The organism is Streptomyces sp. S3(2020), assembly GCF_013044505.1.
GTDB lineage: Bacteria > Actinomycetota > Actinomycetes > Streptomycetales > Streptomycetaceae > Streptomyces.
Genome location: NZ_JABERD010000015.1, coordinates 1 through 15,502 on the forward strand (window position 1 = coordinate 1; position 15,502 = coordinate 15,502).

10 protein-coding genes and 1 pseudogene are annotated in these 15,502 nt (G+C 72.3%); 4 read left to right on the forward strand and 7 right to left on the reverse strand.

Annotation, left to right across the window (positions count from 1 at the left end; all coding sequences use genetic code 11):
- Positions 1-115: 115 nt before the first annotated feature.
- From HLK59_RS07595 to HLK59_RS07610, 4 genes are all read right to left on the reverse strand, one after another.
- Positions 116-460 (reverse strand): GNAT family N-acetyltransferase, encoded by a 345-nt coding sequence (locus HLK59_RS07595; protein ID WP_171140491.1) that lies wholly within the window; start codon positions 458-460, stop codon positions 116-118.
- Positions 461-492: 32 nt separating this feature from the next.
- A complete protein-coding gene (panD, locus tag HLK59_RS07600) occupies positions 493-912 on the reverse strand; it encodes an aspartate 1-decarboxylase (protein ID WP_171140492.1) in 420 nt (139 codons plus the stop codon).
- A 137-nt stretch (positions 913-1,049) separates the two neighbouring features.
- Complete coding sequence (locus HLK59_RS07605) at positions 1,050-4,910, reverse strand: glycoside hydrolase family 2 TIM barrel-domain containing protein (protein ID WP_171140493.1); 3,861 nt, start codon at positions 4,908-4,910, stop codon at positions 1,050-1,052.
- Positions 4,911-5,082: 172 nt separating this feature from the next.
- Positions 5,083-6,972, reverse strand: coding sequence for an ABC transporter ATP-binding protein (locus HLK59_RS07610; RefSeq protein ID WP_171140563.1), 1,890 nt, complete (start codon positions 6,970-6,972; stop codon positions 5,083-5,085).
- A gap of 180 nt (positions 6,973-7,152) precedes the next feature.
- On the opposite strand from HLK59_RS07610, the gene HLK59_RS07615 reads away from it, so the two are divergent.
- Together HLK59_RS07615 and HLK59_RS07620 are read left to right on the forward strand one after the other, a co-directional pair.
- The gene (locus HLK59_RS07615) at positions 7,153-8,070 is read left to right on the forward strand and encodes a lysylphosphatidylglycerol synthase transmembrane domain-containing protein (RefSeq protein ID WP_346779671.1); all 918 of its coding nucleotides are present in this window, start codon (positions 7,153-7,155) and stop codon (positions 8,068-8,070) included.
- Between the two features lie 75 nt (positions 8,071-8,145).
- Positions 8,146-8,910 carry a crotonase/enoyl-CoA hydratase family protein gene (locus HLK59_RS07620; protein ID WP_171140495.1) on the forward strand — a complete coding sequence of 255 codons (765 nt, stop codon included), beginning with the start codon at positions 8,146-8,148 and terminating at the stop codon, positions 8,908-8,910.
- Here HLK59_RS07620 and HLK59_RS07625 read toward each other — a convergent pair.
- The 3 genes and pseudogenes from HLK59_RS07625 to HLK59_RS07635 form a co-directional block, all read right to left on the reverse strand.
- Positions 8,898-9,800 (reverse strand): annotated as a pseudogene (locus tag HLK59_RS07625) (FAD-dependent oxidoreductase); the annotation flags it as partial. The gene HLK59_RS07620 and the pseudogene HLK59_RS07625 sit on opposite strands and share 13 nt — an antisense overlap.
- Positions 9,801-9,822: 22 nt before the next feature.
- Entirely contained in the window at positions 9,823-11,205 is a 1,383-nt protein-coding gene (locus HLK59_RS07630; protein WP_171140497.1) for an FAD-dependent oxidoreductase, read from the reverse strand.
- Positions 11,202-12,641 (reverse strand): FGGY family carbohydrate kinase, encoded by a 1,440-nt coding sequence (locus HLK59_RS07635; protein ID WP_171140498.1) that lies wholly within the window; start codon positions 12,639-12,641, stop codon positions 11,202-11,204. Before HLK59_RS07635 ends, HLK59_RS07630 begins: the two co-directional genes overlap by 4 nt.
- 280 nt (positions 12,642-12,921) lie before the next feature.
- Between HLK59_RS07635 and HLK59_RS07640 the strand changes: the two genes are divergently transcribed.
- On the forward strand, positions 12,922-13,899 hold the full coding sequence (locus HLK59_RS07640; RefSeq protein ID WP_171140499.1) for a hypothetical protein: 978 nt from the start codon (positions 12,922-12,924) through the stop codon (positions 13,897-13,899).
- A 25-nt stretch (positions 13,900-13,924) separates the two neighbouring features.
- Entirely contained in the window at positions 13,925-15,442 is a 1,518-nt protein-coding gene (locus HLK59_RS07645; RefSeq protein WP_171140500.1) for an amino acid permease, read from the forward strand.
- Positions 15,443-15,502 lie beyond the last annotated feature (60 nt).

Sequence of the window (15,502 nt, forward strand, 5' to 3'; positions counted from 1 at the left end):
GTCCGGGTAGGGGCCCGGGGTCGGGCCCGGGTGGACGGGGTCCGGGTACGGGTTGGTCATGGTGTCCTCCAGCCAGTGGTGACGTCGGCTCTGTGGACTACTGCCCCGCCTACCCTCAGAACCGGCCGGGATGCGCCGCCAGCCACTCCTTCGCCGCGCGGAGCAGCGCGGGGTCGGCGGGCGGGGCCTCCTCGGGGTGGCGTTCGGCCCACTTGACGACGTAGGGGCACAGCGGCGCCACCACGATGCCCTCGCGCTCGGCCGTCGCGTAGAGCTCGCGGGCCAGGGAGCCCGCGATGCCCTTTCCCTCGTGGGCCGGTTCCACGATGGTGTGGACGGGGACCAGGGCGGGCGCGGGCGATGCGAGGACGAAGTACTCGATACGGCCCACGACTTCGCCGTCGCCGACGGCCTCAAGGCGGCCGGCCGGGCGGTCGTCGCGGATCTCGATGTCGCTCATGGGCACGCTCCTGGTCGAAGGCCGTACGGGGATCAGGCCGGTACCGACCGCGGGCTGCGCTCCTGGTCCGAGCCCGGCACCGGCTGCGACGGGTCGGCGCCCAGGGCCACGATCCGGTTGCCGCGGTCCACGTGCACGACCCTCGGCTCCAGCGCCCGCGCCTCGGCATCGGTCACTTGAGCGTAACTGATGATGATCACCAGGTCGCCGGGGTGGACGAGATGCGCGGCGGCCCCGTTGACACCGATCACTCCGGAGCCGCGCTCGCCCTCGATGACGTAGGTCTCCAGGCGGGCGCCGTTGGTGATGTCGACGATGTGCACGAGCTCACCGGGCAGCAGGTCGGCGGCGTCGAGGAGGTCCGCGTCGATGGTCACCGATCCCACGTAGTGCAGGTCGGCCTGGGTGACGGTGGCACGGTGGATCTTGGATTTGAACATGGTGCGCAGCATGGAGTGCTCCGAGGTGTCGGCTCCCCGCCTGGTCCCGCCAGGTCAGGGGCTCTGGGTGCACGGGCGCGTCCAGCGTACGGAAGGGGTCCCGGCCGCGCACCGAGACCCCCGTCACTCCGTTGTTCCGGCGATCCGGGTCACTCCAGGCCGGTGGGCCTGCGTGACGCCGCCGTCGCCTCGTCGACGTCCGTCAGCGGCCGCAGCCGGTAGGTGTAGGCGTAGTCGCGGTCGGCGAACAGTTTGTACTCGTCGTGGGTGTGCGCGCCCCAGCTGTTGTCGCCGCCGACGCCCATCTGGCGGTGGCTCAGGCGCAGGACGACCTCCTTGCGCGGGGTGAGCTGGTAGTCGTGGCGGGCCCCGACCGAGAGGTCCTCCGGGGTGAGGTGGGAGGCGTTGATCTCCAGGAGCGGTTCGCCGGTGACGAGCAGGCCGGGTCCGTCGCCGCCGGTGAGGGCGATCCAGCGGACGTCGGTCTTGTTGCCGCTCTCCTGGGGGCGCAGATAGGAGGTCCGCTGGCCGGTGACGGTGCCCGAGTACAGGCCCACGTCGGTGGCGTTGTTGCGATCCCAGTGGTTCTCCTCGGGCCCGCGGCCGTAGTAGCGCAGCTTCTCCAGCCGGGCGGGCAGGAACAGCAGCGTGCCCACCTCCGGGATGTACGGCAGCGAGGCGGCGCCCGGGTGCAGGGTGTTGTCGACCTTGATCTCGCCGTTCCCGAAGACCGTGTAGGTGGTGGTGTACGTCGACTCGGTGGTCGTGGGCAGGGTGCCGCCGACCTCGATGACGACGGCCTTGTCCCCGAGGGTGCTGACGACGACGTCCGTGACCTGGCGGCGGGTACCGGCGTCGCGCCAGGTCTGGTTGCGGGTGTGCTGGCCGTTGCCGCGGTCGTTGTCGGTGGGGGCCCGCCAGAAGTTGGGGGCGGGCCCGGAGGAGATCAGTTCGGCGCCTCGGGACCGGTAGGAGGTGATGACACCGGTCTTCTTGTCGACGGTGACGGAGAAGCCCTTGCCGGTGACGGTGACCGTCCCGTCGGCGTCCTGGTGGCTCAGCGCGGGGACGCGTGCCAGCGGCACCGGGGTCACGGCGGGGCTGCCGGAGTCGACGGCGAGCTGCTGCCGGGCCACCTCGAAGCCGGCCCTGGCCCACTTCGTGGTCTGCGTGGTGGTGAAGGACAGCTGGAGGAAGTACTCCGCGCCCGGCGCCGGGTCGTCCGGTATCTCGAAGGGCACGGTGATGTCCTTGCTCGACAGCGGCGCGAGGTCCAGCTGGGCCCGGCTGAGCCTGCCGCGCCGGACCACCTTTCCGTCGGCGACGAGCTCCCACCGTCCGTCGAACTCACGGAGGTTGGTGAAGAGGTACTCGTTGGTGAGGGTCACCGTTCCCGGGCCGCCGGACGCCCAGACCGCGTCGATCGCCTGGTAGATCCGCTTGACCTCGGCGGACTTGCCGGTGAGTCCGCGGTCGGCGGTGACGATGCCGTCCCCGGAGAAGGCCCCGTCGTTGGGGTTGTCGGCCCAGTCGCCGCCGTAGGCGTGGAACGTCCGCTCCCGGGGCCGCTGCTCGGTGAGGTGGACGGTGGCGGCGTCGAACCAGAACCGTACGCCCTCGTCGCCGGGTCCCCGGCCGGTGGAGGCGAGGTCGGCGGCGCTCAGTGCGCGGGCGTACACCCGGGCCCGTCGGACGGTGCCGCTGAACTCCCGGGTGGGGTTGTCGACATCGGTGGCCAGGGCCAGGGACGCGGTGTTGTCGGCGGGGCGCCGCGTGGTGGTGCGGGTGGCCCGGGCCGCGCCGTCGACGTGGAGGGTCAGGGTGCCCGCGGCCGCGTCGAAGACACCCGCGACGTGGTGTTCGCGGCCGGTCCAGTCGGCCGGCAGCGCCCAGCTCACGCTGATCCACTGGCCGCCGCCGTAGATGAAGAACTCCAGGTTCCTGTTCGTCTGCTTCAGCGCGTACTGGGTGTCGCCCTTGGCGAGGATCGGCTGATGGCCACCGGTCACGTGCGGGGTGACCCAGGCCTCCAGGGTGAGGGAGCCGGTGAGGTCGAGGCCGGTGTCGCGGGCGAAGACGGTGCCGCCTGAGACGCCCTCGGCGCGGGTGAAGGTGCCGGCGGGTGCCTGGATCTCGCCGCGCAGTGCGGCGGGTCCCGACTCGGTGAACCGCTTGCGCGTGGGGGTGGGCCACTCCAGGGCCTGGTCGACGAAGTCCCAGATCCAGCCGCCCTGGAGGACGTCGTGGCGGCGGACGACGTCCCAGTACTTCTTGAAGTTGCCGTTGGAGTTCCCCATGCCGTGCGAGTACTCGATCATCACGTAGGGCCGGGTGTCGGCCGTGTCCTTGGCGCGTGCCTCGACGCGGGAGGGACTGTCGTACATCTCGGAGCGGATGTCGCTCATGCCCGGGCGGTCGTCGCCCTCGTACTGGACGACCCGGGTGGTGTCGTAGGACGTGATCCAGTCGTACATGGCGTTGAAGGTGCTGCCGCCGCCCGCCTCGTTGCCGAGCGACCAGATGACCACCGAGGCGTGGTTCTTGTCGCGGTGGACCATGTTGCGGGCGCGGTCCACGCAGGCCGCGGTCCAGTCGGCGTGGTCGCCGGGGTACTCGCCGCGGATGCCGTGGGTCTCCAGGTTGGTCTCGTCGACGAGGTACAGGCCGTACTCGTCGGCGAGTTCGAGCCACTGCGGGTTGTTCGGGTAGTGCGAGGTGCGGACGGTGTTGATGTTGAGCCGTTTGATGATCCCGATGTCCTCGACCATGTCCGCGCGGGTGAGGGCCGAGCCGTGGACCGGGTGCATCTCGTGGCGGTTGGTGCCCCGGAAGGAGACCGGCCGGCCGTTGATGCGCATCAGGCCGTCCTTGAGCGCGAACTCGCGCAGGCCGACGCGGTGGGAGAGGGTCTCGATCACCTTGCCCGCCGGGTCACGCAGGCGGAGCACGGCGGTGTAGAGGTCGGGGTGTTCGGCCGACCACAGACGCGGCCGGGGCACGGCCTTCGCGGCCTGTACGGTCTCCTCCGCGCCGGCGTCGAGCGCGACGGTCTGCTGGAGGGGCCGGGGCCACACCGGGTGCCCGCTCGGGTCGTACAGCTGGGTCTCGACGGAGTACCGGCCGCCGCCCCGGCCGCCGTAGTCCCGCACGCTCGCGGTGACCGACAGTTCGGCCGACTCGTAGTCGTCGCTCAGCGGGGTGTCCAGGCGGAAGTCACGCAGGTGCACGGCAGGGGTGGAGTACAGGTAGACCGAGCGGAAGATGCCGCTCAGCCGGATCATGTCCTGGTCCTCCAGCCAGTCCCCGTCGGAGTAGCGGTAGACCTCCACCGCGATCTGGTTGGTGCCCGCCTTCAGGTGCGGGGTGATGTCGTACTCGGCGGGGTCGTAGGAGTCCTCGTGGTAGCCGACCAGCTCCCCGTTGATCCACACGTAGTGGGCGGACTTGACCCCCTCGAAGTGGAGGAAGGTCCGCCGGCCCGTCCAGTCGCGCGGGACCGTGAAGGTGCGGCGGTACTGGCCCACGGGGTTGTGGCGGGTCGGTGCGGCCGGGGGCTGCGCCTCCTCGCCCAGGCCGTTGGGGCCCCACCAGGGGTAGGTGATGTTGATGTAGATCGGGCGGTCGTAGCCGTGCAGTTGCCAGGCGGAGGGGACGGGGACGGTGTCCCAGTCGCTGTCGTCGACGTCCGTGCGGTGGAAGTCCGGGTCGCGGTCGTCGGGGCGGTCGGCGTACGCGAACTTCCACTTGCCGTCCAGGCTCAGCCGGTACGGGGAGCGGGTGCGGTCGGCGGCCAGGGCCTGTCTCACGTCCGCGTACGGCATGAGGGTGGTGTGCGGCGGCTCGGACCCCAGCCGGAAGACGGCGATGTTGCCGTTCCACTCGGGAGTGGCCGCCGCGTCGGCCGCCCGTGCCGGGGTGGTCGTTGCGGGCAGGGCGAGCGCGCCGAGGACCGCGGCACCTCCTTCCAGCAGACGGCGGCGGCTGACGGGAGACACGGGAAAGTGCGACATGACCGTGGCCTTCCTCGAAACGACAGTGTGGGGGCACTGCTTGAGTGAGCGTCAGATCCTGTTCGGTGCTGTTGGGAAACCGAACGCACACTAAGTTGCCGGTCCGAGCGAGGCAATGATGTTGTCGTTCTTTGTGTGAATCTGCGGGGTTGACGTGTCGCCTGTGACTGTTCTATGCGGCCGCCTCGATCTCCGTGACCTCGCCCCGCCGCTCCTCGAACTGGGTCCGGTACAGCTCGGCGTAGCGTCGGCCGGCCGCCAACAGCTCCTCGTGCGTGCCCCGTTCCACGATCCGCCCGGCCTCGACCACCAGGATCTGGTCGGCCGCCCGGACGGTGGACAGACGGTGGGCGATGACGATCGCGGTCCGTCCTGCCAGCGCTTCCGTGAGTGCCTCTTGGACCGCCGCCTCCGAGGTGTTGTCGAGGTGGGCCGTCGCCTCGTCGAGGATGACGACACGCTGGCGGGCCAGCAGCAGCCGGGCGATGGTCATCCGCTGGCGCTCGCCGCCGGAGAGACGGTAGCCACGTTCGCCGACCACCGTGTCGAGGCCGTCGGGGAGGGAGTCCACGAGGACGTCGAGGCGGGCGCGGCGCAGCGCGTCGCGCAGGTCGGCCTCGGTCGCCTCCGGGCGGGCCAGCAGCAGGTTGGCGCGGACCGTGTCGTGGAAGAGGTGGCCGTCCTGGGTGACCATGCCGAGCGTGGCGCGCAGCGAGCGTGCGGTCAGGTCGCGGACATCGGTGCCGCCGATCCGTACGGCGCCCTCGTCGACGTCGTACAGACGCGGGAGCAGCCCGGCGATCGTCGACTTGCCCGCGCCGGAGGAGCCGACCAGGGCGATCGTCTGGCCCGGTTCGGCGCGGAAGGAGATGCCCTTGAGGACCTCGTCGCCGCCCCGGGTGTCGAGGGAGGCGACCTCCTCCAGGGAGGCCAGGGAGACCTTGTCGGCGGACGGGTAGCCGAAGCGGACGTCCTCGAACTCGACGGCGACCGGCTCGTCGGGGGCGTCGACGGCGTCCGGCTTCTCCTCGATCAGCGGCTTCAGGTCGAGCACCTCGAAGACCCGCTCGAAGCTGACCAGGGCGCTCATCACCTCGACGCGGGCTCCGGCGAGGGAGGTGAGCGGGGCGTACAGCCGGGTCAGGAGCAGGGCGAGGGAAACGACCGCGCCGGGCTCCAGGGTGCCGCGCAGGGCGAACCAGCCGCCGAGGCCGTAGACGAGGGCCAGCGCCAGGGCGGAGACCAGGGTGAGGGCGGTGATGAACACCGACTGCGCGGTGGCCGTGCGCACGCCGATGTCGGCGACCCTGCGGGCGCGGGCCGCGAACTCCTCGGATTCCTGCTCGGGGCGGCCGAACAGCTTGATCAGTGTGGCGCCGGGCGCCGAGAAACGCTCGGTCATGCGGGTGCCCATCGCCGCGTTCAGCGCGGCCGCCTCCCGCTGCATCCGGGCCATCCGGCGGCCCATGCGGCGGGCCGGGATCACGAAGACCGGCAGCAGGGCCAGGGCGAGCAGGGTGATCTGCCAGGACAGGGTGAGCATGACGGCGAGGGTGAGCAGCAGGGTGACGAGATTGCTGACGACTCCGGAGAGTGTGTTGCTGAACGCCCTCTGTGCACCGATGACGTCGTTGTTGAGTCGGGAGACCAGCGCTCCCGTACGTGTCCGTGTGAAGAACGCGACCGGCATGCGCTGCACATGATCGAACACAGCCGTCCGCAGATCGAGGATGAGCCCCTCGCCGAGGGTCGACGACAGCCGTCGGCCGAGGATGCCCAGTGCCGCCTCGGCGACCGCGATGAGCGCGATGAGCAGGGCGAGGCGTACGACGGTGCCCTCGTCGTCGCCCGTCACGATCGCGTCCACGACGTGGCCGGCGAGCACCGGGGTGGCGACGGCGAGCAGCGCGGTCGCCACCCCGAGCACCACGAACCGGGCGATCCGGGTGCGGTGCGGCCGGGCGAACGCGCCGATGCGGCGCAGCGTCGTGCGGGCGAAGGGCCGTGTCTCCTGCTCGGCGTGCATCACGCTCTGCAGCTGTGTCCAGGCTGTGGTTTCCATGCTCATGGGAGCGAACGTAGGACCTCAAGCGTTGTTGAGGTCAACACCTTCTCGATGTCCCCCCGCTCGAAGGATCCGATGACCGTACGCAATCCCCCGGCCGCCCTTCCGCAACCCGCAGTTGGCACGGCACGGAGAACCTCTGAGGACGTGAGCCCCCGTCGCGTCCCCGCCCGCAGGATCCGTCAGATCCTGTGCCTGCTTCCGCTTCTGCTCGTCACGGTCGTCGCCGTGCAGCACCGTTCGGTCCTGTCCGAGGGCTTCGGCCATCTGGAGTCGGCCGAGTGGCCCTGGCTGCTGGTCGCCGTCTGCGCGACCTGTCTGACCTGGGTCGCCGCCGCCTGCACCCGCCAGGGCGCGGTCGTTCAGGGGCTGCCCAAACGGCGGCTGCTGGCGACCCAGTTCGCGGCCGGCGCCGCCAATCACCTGCTCCCCACCGGCCTGGGCGCGAGCGCGGTCAACCTCCGTTTCATGACGGTGTGCGGGCTCCCGCTCGCCCGTTCCTCGGCCGCGCTCGCCCTGTATCTGCTCGCGGAGTCGATCGGCCGCCTCGGTCTGCTGGCCGCGCTGCTGATCGCCTTCCCCGACGCGCTGAGCCTGGGAGCCCTCCTTCCCGAGGGGGCGGTCGGCGCGCTGCTGCCGGCCCTGGGCCTGGTGGTGGCCGTGGCGGCGGGCGTGCTCGTGTGCGTACGCCGGGTGCGGACGACCGTGACCTCGTTCCTGCGTACGGCGCTCTGCGAGGCACGCGAGGTGCACACCCGGCCGGCCCGGGCGTTCGCCCTGTGGGGCGGTTCGCTCGCCTTCCCCGCGTTGCAGGCGGCCGGACTGGTCGCGGTGGGGCAGGCGTTGGGGCTGCCGGTGCCGCCGCTGCACATCGCGGTGGCGTATCTCGCGGCGACGGTCGCCGTCGCGCTGGTGCCCACGCCGGGCGGGATCGGCTCGGTGGAGGCGGCGCTGGTCGTGGCGCTGGTGGCGGCGGGCGGTCCGGCGGTGATCGCCACGGCCGTGGTGCTGGCGTACCGGATCATCACCGTCTGGCTTCCGCTGGTCCCGGGGGCGTTGACGCTCGGGGCCCTGGTACGAATGAAGGTCATCTGAGCGAAGGGCGTCCGAGGAAAGGTCGTCCGAGCGAAGGCGATCTCAGCGAAGGCCGTCCGACCGAAGGAGCCCGCCATGCCCGTCCGGAGCGAACGCAACGGCCCCGTCACCACCGTCGTCCTGTCCCGCCCCGCCGCGCGCAACGCGGTCGACGGCCCGACCGCCGCCGAACTCGCCACCGCGTTCCGGGAGTTCGAGTCGGACGCCGAGGCGCGGGTGGCGGTGCTGTGGGGCGAGGGCGGCACGTTCTGCGCGGGCGCCGACCTCAAGGCGCTCGGCACGGAACGCGGCAACCGGGTCACCGAGGAGGGCGACGGCCCGATGGGGCCGACCCGGATGCGGCTGTCCAAGCCGGTGATCGCGGCGGTCGCCGGGCACGCCGTGGCCGGCGGTCTGGAGCTGGCGCTCTGGTGCGATCTGCGGGTCGCCGAGGAGGACGCGGTGTTCGGGGTGTTCTGCCGCCGCTGGGGCGTTCCGCTGATCGACGGCGGTACGGTACGGCTCCCCCGGCTGATCGGCACCGGCCGCGCGCTGGACATGATCCTGACGGGACGGCCGGTGGCGGCCCCGGAGGCGTACGAAATGGGCCTGGCCAACCGCGTCGTCCCCACCGGTACCTCACGCGCCGCGGCCGAGGAAATGGCCGCCGCCGTCGCGGAGTTCCCGCAGGCCTGTCTGCGCGCGGACCGGGCGTCGGTGCTGGACCAGGAGGGGCTGGACGAGACGGCCGCCCTACGCGGCGAACTCGGTTACGGCATGGGGGTGTTGGAGGAGAGCCTGGAGGGCGCCGCCCGGTTCGCCTCCGGGGCGGGTCGGCACGGGTCGTTCAAGAACTCCTGAACGGTGGCGGCCAGCCGCGCACCGGCACGGGCGGCCGCACCCGCGCTCTCCCCCGGGTGCAGCAGACCGCCGACGGCGAACACTCCGGGCCGTGAGGTCTCGGGGGCCAGGGTCAGCCCTCCTCTGCGCGCCAGCTCGTCCTCGGGCACGAAGTCGCCGGTGAACACGACGGTGTCGCACGCCAGGACGGTCGTACGGCCGTCCCGGTGCCGGACGCGGACGCCGGACAGCCGCCCGTGGCCGAGGAGTTCGACGACGGCGGTCCCGGTGAGCAGGGGGACGCGCCGGCGAAGGCGGGCGTCCTGGGCGCGGAGCCGGGTGGTCCGCGCCCGGTCCGACTCCGTGACCATGGCCACGACGTCCGCGTCCGCGGCCCGTACGGTGTCGGCGGCCGAGTACGCGACGCCTTCCGCGCCGACGATCACCGCCCGCGTCCCGATCCGCTGCCCGTACAGGTGCACGGCCTGCTGGAGTTCACCGGTGGTGTAGACACCGGCCGGCCGGGTCCCCGGCACCAGCCGTGCGGCGCGCGGGCGTTCACGGGCGCCGGTGGCCAGGATCACGGCCCGCGCCTCGACGGTCTGCGGTCCGTCCCGGCTCACGGTGGTGACCGCGAGGGGGCCCGCCCAGTCGAGGGCGGTCACCCCGGTGCGTACGACCGCTCCGGTCCGCAGCGCCGCGTCGGTGAGCAGCCGGGCGTAGCCGGGCCCGGTCAGCGGGTGCAGCCAGGTGCCGTAGCCGCCGTGCGCGCAGTGCCGTGGTACTCCCCCGGCCCGCTGCTCGCGGTCCAGCACCTCGACCCGGCCCGCACCGCCGGCGGCCAGACGCGCGGCGGCGGCGAGGCCCGCCGGTCCGGCGCCGACCACGAGGACGTCGACCTGCCGGGTCACCGCGGGGCCTGCGCGGAGAACGTCATGTCCGGGCCTCCTCGAACAGGTGCCGTACGGCCGCCCCGCAGTAGAACCCCTGGCAGCGTCCCGACCGGGCCCTGGTGCGGCGGCGCAGCCCGTCGAGGCTGCCCGGCGGGACCGTACCGGCCAGGGCGTCGCGGATCTCGCCGCGGGAGACGCGTTCGCAGTGGCAGACGAGGGTGCCGTACTCCGGGTCGGCGGCGATGAGTTCGGGACGCTGGTAGGGGCGGGGGAAGGCTTCGCCGAGGTTGGGCATGCGCACGGGATCCAGGTCGCGCGCGGGGCCCGGCTCCAGTCCGCTTTCGGCCAGTTGTCCGACGACGTGTTCCGCGATGGCGAGCGAGGCGGTCAGGCCGGTCGAGCGGATGCCGCCCACCGTGACGTAGGACTGCTCCTCATGGACGCGGATGCGGTAGTCGTCGTGTTCGGTGGCGGCGCGCAGCCCGGCGTAGACGGCGGTGATCTCCTCGTCGAGCAGTTCGGGCAGGACGCGGCGGCCCTTCTCGCGCAACAGGGACAGGCCTTCGGCGGAGGACTGCGTGGCCCCTTTGTCGTCGAGGTCCTCGGCGGTGGGGCCGAGAAGGACGTTGCCGTAGACGGTGGGTGCCACCAGGACGCCCTTGCCGAGGGCGGTGGGGACGGGCAGGAGGATGTGCCGGACCAGGGACCGGGCGAGCTTGTCGAAGACGATGAGCTGGCCTCGGCGCGGGTGGACGGTGAAGTCGTCGTGGCCGAGCCGCCGGTCGAGGGTGTCGGCGTGCAGACCGGCCGCGTTGATCACCCAACGGGCGTTCAGGGCACCCCGGGTGGTGGTCCGGACGCCTTGTTCCACACGGCAGTTGAGGTGCAGGTCCACTCCGTGCCGGACGGCCTGGGTGGCGTAGGCCAGGGTCGTCGTCCAGGGGTCGATGATGCTCTCGCCCGGGATCTCCAGCGCCCCCAGCGCGCCGGGCCCCAAGTGCGGTTCGCGTGAGTAGAGTTCGGCGCTGCCGAGCAGCCGGGACTCCTTGTACTCGTTCCGCTCGGCCTTCTCCGCGAGGCGGGGCAGCGCGGCGAGCTGTTCCTCGTCCCACGCGACGAGGAGGGCGCCGACCCGCTCGACGGCGATGCCCGACTCGGCGGCGAACTCCGCCAGTCGGCGTGACCCCTCGCGCACGAGCCGTGCCTCCAGCGAGCCGGGGACCGCGTCGAACCCGGTGTGCAGGATCGCCGTGTTGGCCTTCGAGGTGCCCTGGCCCACGTCGTCCTGCGCCTCGACGAGCGCGACGCGCAGCCGCGGGTACCGGGCGAGTTCGCGGGCGAGGGCGCTGCCGACGACTCCGGCGCCGACGATCGCCACGTCGTACGCCGTGGACGGCAGCGGTCCGGTCGTGGTGACCGTCATGCGGGTGTCCGGTCGAGCAGTGCGGCGACCTCGGTGCGGAAGCCCGCGCGGCGCTCGGCGGCCTCGTCGGGGGTGATGCGCGGCTCGTAGACGGCGGCCGGTCGCCAGTCGGGCAGCGCTTCGACGACCGTCAGGCCGGGCTGTGCGCCCAGCCGGGCCAGGGCGCCGACGCCGAGCGCGGTCGCGTCGGGCAGGGCGGACACCTCGACGGGGCGTTGCAGCAGGTCGGCCTGGGCCTGCATGAGCAGGGCGGAGCGGGTGAGGCCGCCGTCGACGCGCAGGGTGTCGAAGGCTGCGCCGAGGTCGGCGCCGGCCGCGTCGGCGAGCTCGGCGACCTGGGCGGCGATGCCCTCGCACAGGGCGCGCACGAGGTGCCCGGGGCCCGTGTCGAGGCCGAGCCCGGTGAGGGAGCCGCGCAGGTCGCCGCGCCACCAGGGGGCGGCGAGCCCGGCCAGTGCGGGGACGAAGGTGACGCCGGCGCTGTCGGGCACCGTGCCGCCCACGGTGTCCAGGTCGGCGGCGCCCTTGATGACGCCGAGGTCGGTGAGCCAGCGCACGGCGGACGCGGCCGTGTACACCTGGCCGTCGAGGCAGTAGCTCGTCCGTCCGCCGAGCCGCCAGGCGACACAGCTGACCAGGCCGGAGGTGCCGTGTCTCGGGGTGTCGCCGGTGTGGGCGAGGAGGAACGCCCCGGTGCCGTAGGTGCACTTGGCGCCGCCGGGTGCGGTGATGCGCTGGGCGAGCAGGGCGGCCTGCTGGTCGACGGCGAGGCCGGTGAGCGGGATCTCGGGCCCGAACTCCTTGGTCGTACCGATGTGCCGGGCGTTGTCGACGACCTCGGGGAGCCGCTCCTCGGCGAGTCCGTACAGGTCGAGGGCGCGCGGTGACCAGCGGGCGCGGTCGAGGTCGAGGAGCTGGGTGCGGCCGGCGGTCGCGACGTCGGTGACGTAGGCGCCGGTGAGACGGTGGACGAGCCAGGCGTCGGTGGTGGTGACGACGCCCTCGCGGGTGCGGTGGCAGCGTATCCAGGCCATCTTGGGCGCGGCGAAGTACGGGTCGAGGGGCAGTCCGGTCAGTTCGCGCAACTCGTCGGCGTACGGGGCGAGTTCCTCGCACACCGACTCGGCGCGGCGGTCCTGCCAGACGAGGGCCTCGGTGAGCGGGCGGCCGGTGTCGGGGTCCCAGGCGAGCACGGTCTCGCCCTGGTTGGCGAGGCCCAGCGCCACGACGGGTTCGCGGGCCTCGGCCAGGGCGCGCTGGCCTGCGTCGACGACGGAGGCGTACAGCTCCTCGGGGTCGGCCTCGACCAGGCCGCCGGGCAGATGGCGTGTCCGCACCTCGGCGAAGCCGGCGCCGATGACACCGCGTTCGGGGCAGACGACGAGGGCCTTGGTGCCGGATGTTCCCTGGTCGACAGCGAGCACCGGACCTGTCATCGCGCCCTCCCCGGGGTGTGGCTTCGGATCATCCCTCGGCGATCACCGTGCGACAGACTGCCGCCGTCCGACACATCGCGTCAAGCGAAGCTGACTGTCGGTCAACCACCGCTCCCCGCAAAGGAGTTCGAAAAGATCGGGAAACGGGAGGAGTAGCGGAACCCCCGCCTCTATAGTGACCGCCGCGACCGACGTGAACTCCTCGACTGCCGCCCAGAGGAGGGCTGTTGTTACTCCACCTTGCCGTCAGAACCCGCCCGCTGCCCGGGGCGGGAGGCTGATGGCCAGAGACGGAGCACGCCCCGCCTACGATCCCGCGGGCCACGACACCGCGCTGCGCGCCACCCTCCAGGAGGTGCGCACGGGACGCTGGATGTCGATGCGCCGGATCCTCACGGAGACCACGGCCTGGTGGCAGTGGACCCAGCGCACCCAGGTCCTCGCCGCCGCGGCCGCCGGCACCGACGTGGTGCGCGCCTGGCTCCAGGAGGAACCGCACAGCGTCCCGGCCACGGTGATGCACGCCAGGGTCGCCGTGGAACGAGCGCTGCGGGCCCACCGCGAGGGCCACTCGTACACCCTCGGAATGTGGCACGAGGCCTGGCAGGCGAGCCACGCCGCGGCCCGGGCCGCCCCGGCGGACCCCGTCCCCTGGGTGTGCCTGCTCGCACTGTCCCGGCTCGACCGGGAGCGGCAGTGGGCCGAGCACCGGGTGGCACCGCCCGGGCCGATGCTCCCGCCGGGCCCCTGGGGCCTGCTGGCCGAGGCCGACAAGCGCGACCCGTACAACCGCGAGGCCCACCACCGGATGCTCCAGTTCCTCTACGAGCACGGCACCTCGGGACGGCTCGCGGAGGCCGCCGGCTACGCGCACTGGGCCACCGACACCGCTCCCCCGGGCTCCGCGCTGCACGTCCTGCCGCTCTACGTCCGGGTCGAGCGCTACCGCCGCTCCGGCGGCCGCGACGCCGCACTCGATCTGCACTGGGTCGCCGAGGACGCCACCCGCGAGGCCCAGCGCGCGCTGTACGCCTGGTTCGAGCAGACCTTCACCGCCGAGCGCTCGCTGCTGGACCTGAACCATGTCGCCCACGCCCTGTGGGGCGCCCTCCAGTTCACGGACGCCACGCGGGTGTTCGAGGCGCTCGGCCCCTACTGGACGCCCCTGCCCTGGGCGTACCGCACCCCCGATCAGGGCGACACCGCCCAGGCCGTGGAGATCTTCCTCCAGGCCCGGGCGCGCTGCCGTCCCGCGTGACCCACCACCAGTTCCGGAGGTACGTATGTCCCGCACCACCGAAGGCCGCCCTCCCCACGACGAGGAGCAGCGCCTGCGCGAACTCGGCTACCGGCCGGTCCTCGCCCGCCGTATGGGCGGCTTCGGCAACTTCGCGATCAGCTTCTCGGTGATCTCGATCCTGTCCGGCTGCATGACCCTGTACGGCTTCGGCCTCGGCGCGGGCGGCCCCGCGGTGATGCTGTGGGGCTGGGCCGGGGTCGGCCTATTCGTCCTGTGCGTGGGCCTCGCGCTCGCCGAGGTCACCAGCGCGTACCCGACCTCGGGAGCCCTGTACTACATGGCGGACCGGCTCGGCGGCCGCCGCTGGGGCTGGTACACGGGTTGGCTCAATCTGCTCGGTCTGCTGGGGGCGATCGCCGGTATCGACTACGGCGCGGCGCTGTTCGCGGGCGCGTTCGCCAACCTCCAGTGGGGCTTCGAGCCGACACCGGAGAAGACGATGCTGATCTTCCTGGCGATCCTGCTGCTGCACGCCGTACTGAACCTCTTCGGCGTGCGCCTGGTCAGCGTCCTCAACTCCATCAGCGTGTGGTGGCACCTGGCGGGCGTCGCGCTCATCGTCGGCGCGCTGGCGATCGTCCCCGACCACCACCAGTCGCCGTCCTTCGTCTTCACCGAGTTCGTCAACGACACCGGCTGGTCGTCTCCCTTGTACGTGGCGGCGATCGGCCTGCTCCTCGCCCAGTACACCTTCTCCGGCTACGACGCCTCCGCCCATCTGTCCGAGGAGACCTCCAACGCCTCCGTGTCGGCCGCGAAGGGCATCGTCCGCTCCATCTGGGTCTCCTGGATAGCGGGCTTCGTGCTGCTCGCGGGACTCACCTTCGCCATCCAGGACTACGACGCCACCCGGGCCACCGACACCGGGGTGCCGCCCGCGCAGATCCTGCTGGACGGGCTCGGCACGGACGGCGCGAGCGCGCTCCTCATCGTGGTGATCATCGCCCAGCTGTTCTGCGGCAACGCCGAAGTCGCCGCCGCCAGCCGGATGGTGTTCGCGTTCAGCAGGGACGGGGCGCTGCCGGGCTCGGCCCTGTGGCGCAAGGTCAGCAGCCGCACCCAGACCCCGGTCGCGGCCGTGTGGCTGTCGGTCGTGGTGGCCGCCCTGCTCGCGCTGCCGTCCCTGTACTCGGCGACGGCGTACGGGGCGGTCACCGCCATCAACGTCATCGGCATCACCCCCGCGTACGCCATCCCCGTACTGCTGCGGCTGCGCGCGGGTGACCGGTTCCAGCCGGGGCCCTGGAGCCTGGGCCGGTGGAGCAGGCCCATCGGATGGATCGCGGTGGTGTGGGTGGCGTTCGTCACGGTGCTCTTCTGTCTGCCCCAGTCCTCGCCGGTGACGGTCGACACGATGAACTACGCGTCCGTCGCCCTCGCCGTCGTACTCGTCCTCGCCACGGTGTGGTGGTACGCCGCCCGCCGTTCGTACGGAACCCCCACCACGGCGGCGTACGGCTCCGACCGTGACCAGGCAGAACTGGCCGAGGGGATCGTCTGAGCGGGGACGTCCGCCCCCGGGGCCATCTACGAACTCCTGTGCCGGATACGGCAGGATGAG

Coding starts and splice junctions, on each gene's coding strand:
- HLK59_RS07595 (WP_171140491.1), bottom strand. CDS start 460: ATGAGCGACATCGAGATCCGCGACGACCGCCCGGCCGGCCGCCTTGAG.
- HLK59_RS07640 (WP_171140499.1), top strand. CDS start 12,922: ATGGCCAGAGACGGAGCACGCCCCGCCTACGATCCCGCGGGCCACGAC.
- HLK59_RS07645 (WP_171140500.1), top strand. CDS start 13,925: ATGTCCCGCACCACCGAAGGCCGCCCTCCCCACGACGAGGAGCAGCGC.
- HLK59_RS07620 (WP_171140495.1), top strand. CDS start 8,146: ATGCCCGTCCGGAGCGAACGCAACGGCCCCGTCACCACCGTCGTCCTG.
- HLK59_RS07630 (WP_171140497.1), bottom strand. CDS start 11,205: ATGACGGTCACCACGACCGGACCGCTGCCGTCCACGGCGTACGACGTG.
- HLK59_RS07610 (WP_171140563.1), bottom strand. CDS start 6,972: ATGGAAACCACAGCCTGGACACAGCTGCAGAGCGTGATGCACGCCGAG.
- HLK59_RS07635 (WP_171140498.1), bottom strand. CDS start 12,641: ATGACAGGTCCGGTGCTCGCTGTCGACCAGGGAACATCCGGCACCAAG.
- HLK59_RS07605 (WP_171140493.1), bottom strand. CDS start 4,910: ATGTCGCACTTTCCCGTGTCTCCCGTCAGCCGCCGCCGTCTGCTGGAA.
- panD (WP_171140492.1), bottom strand. CDS start 912: ATGCTGCGCACCATGTTCAAATCCAAGATCCACCGTGCCACCGTCACC.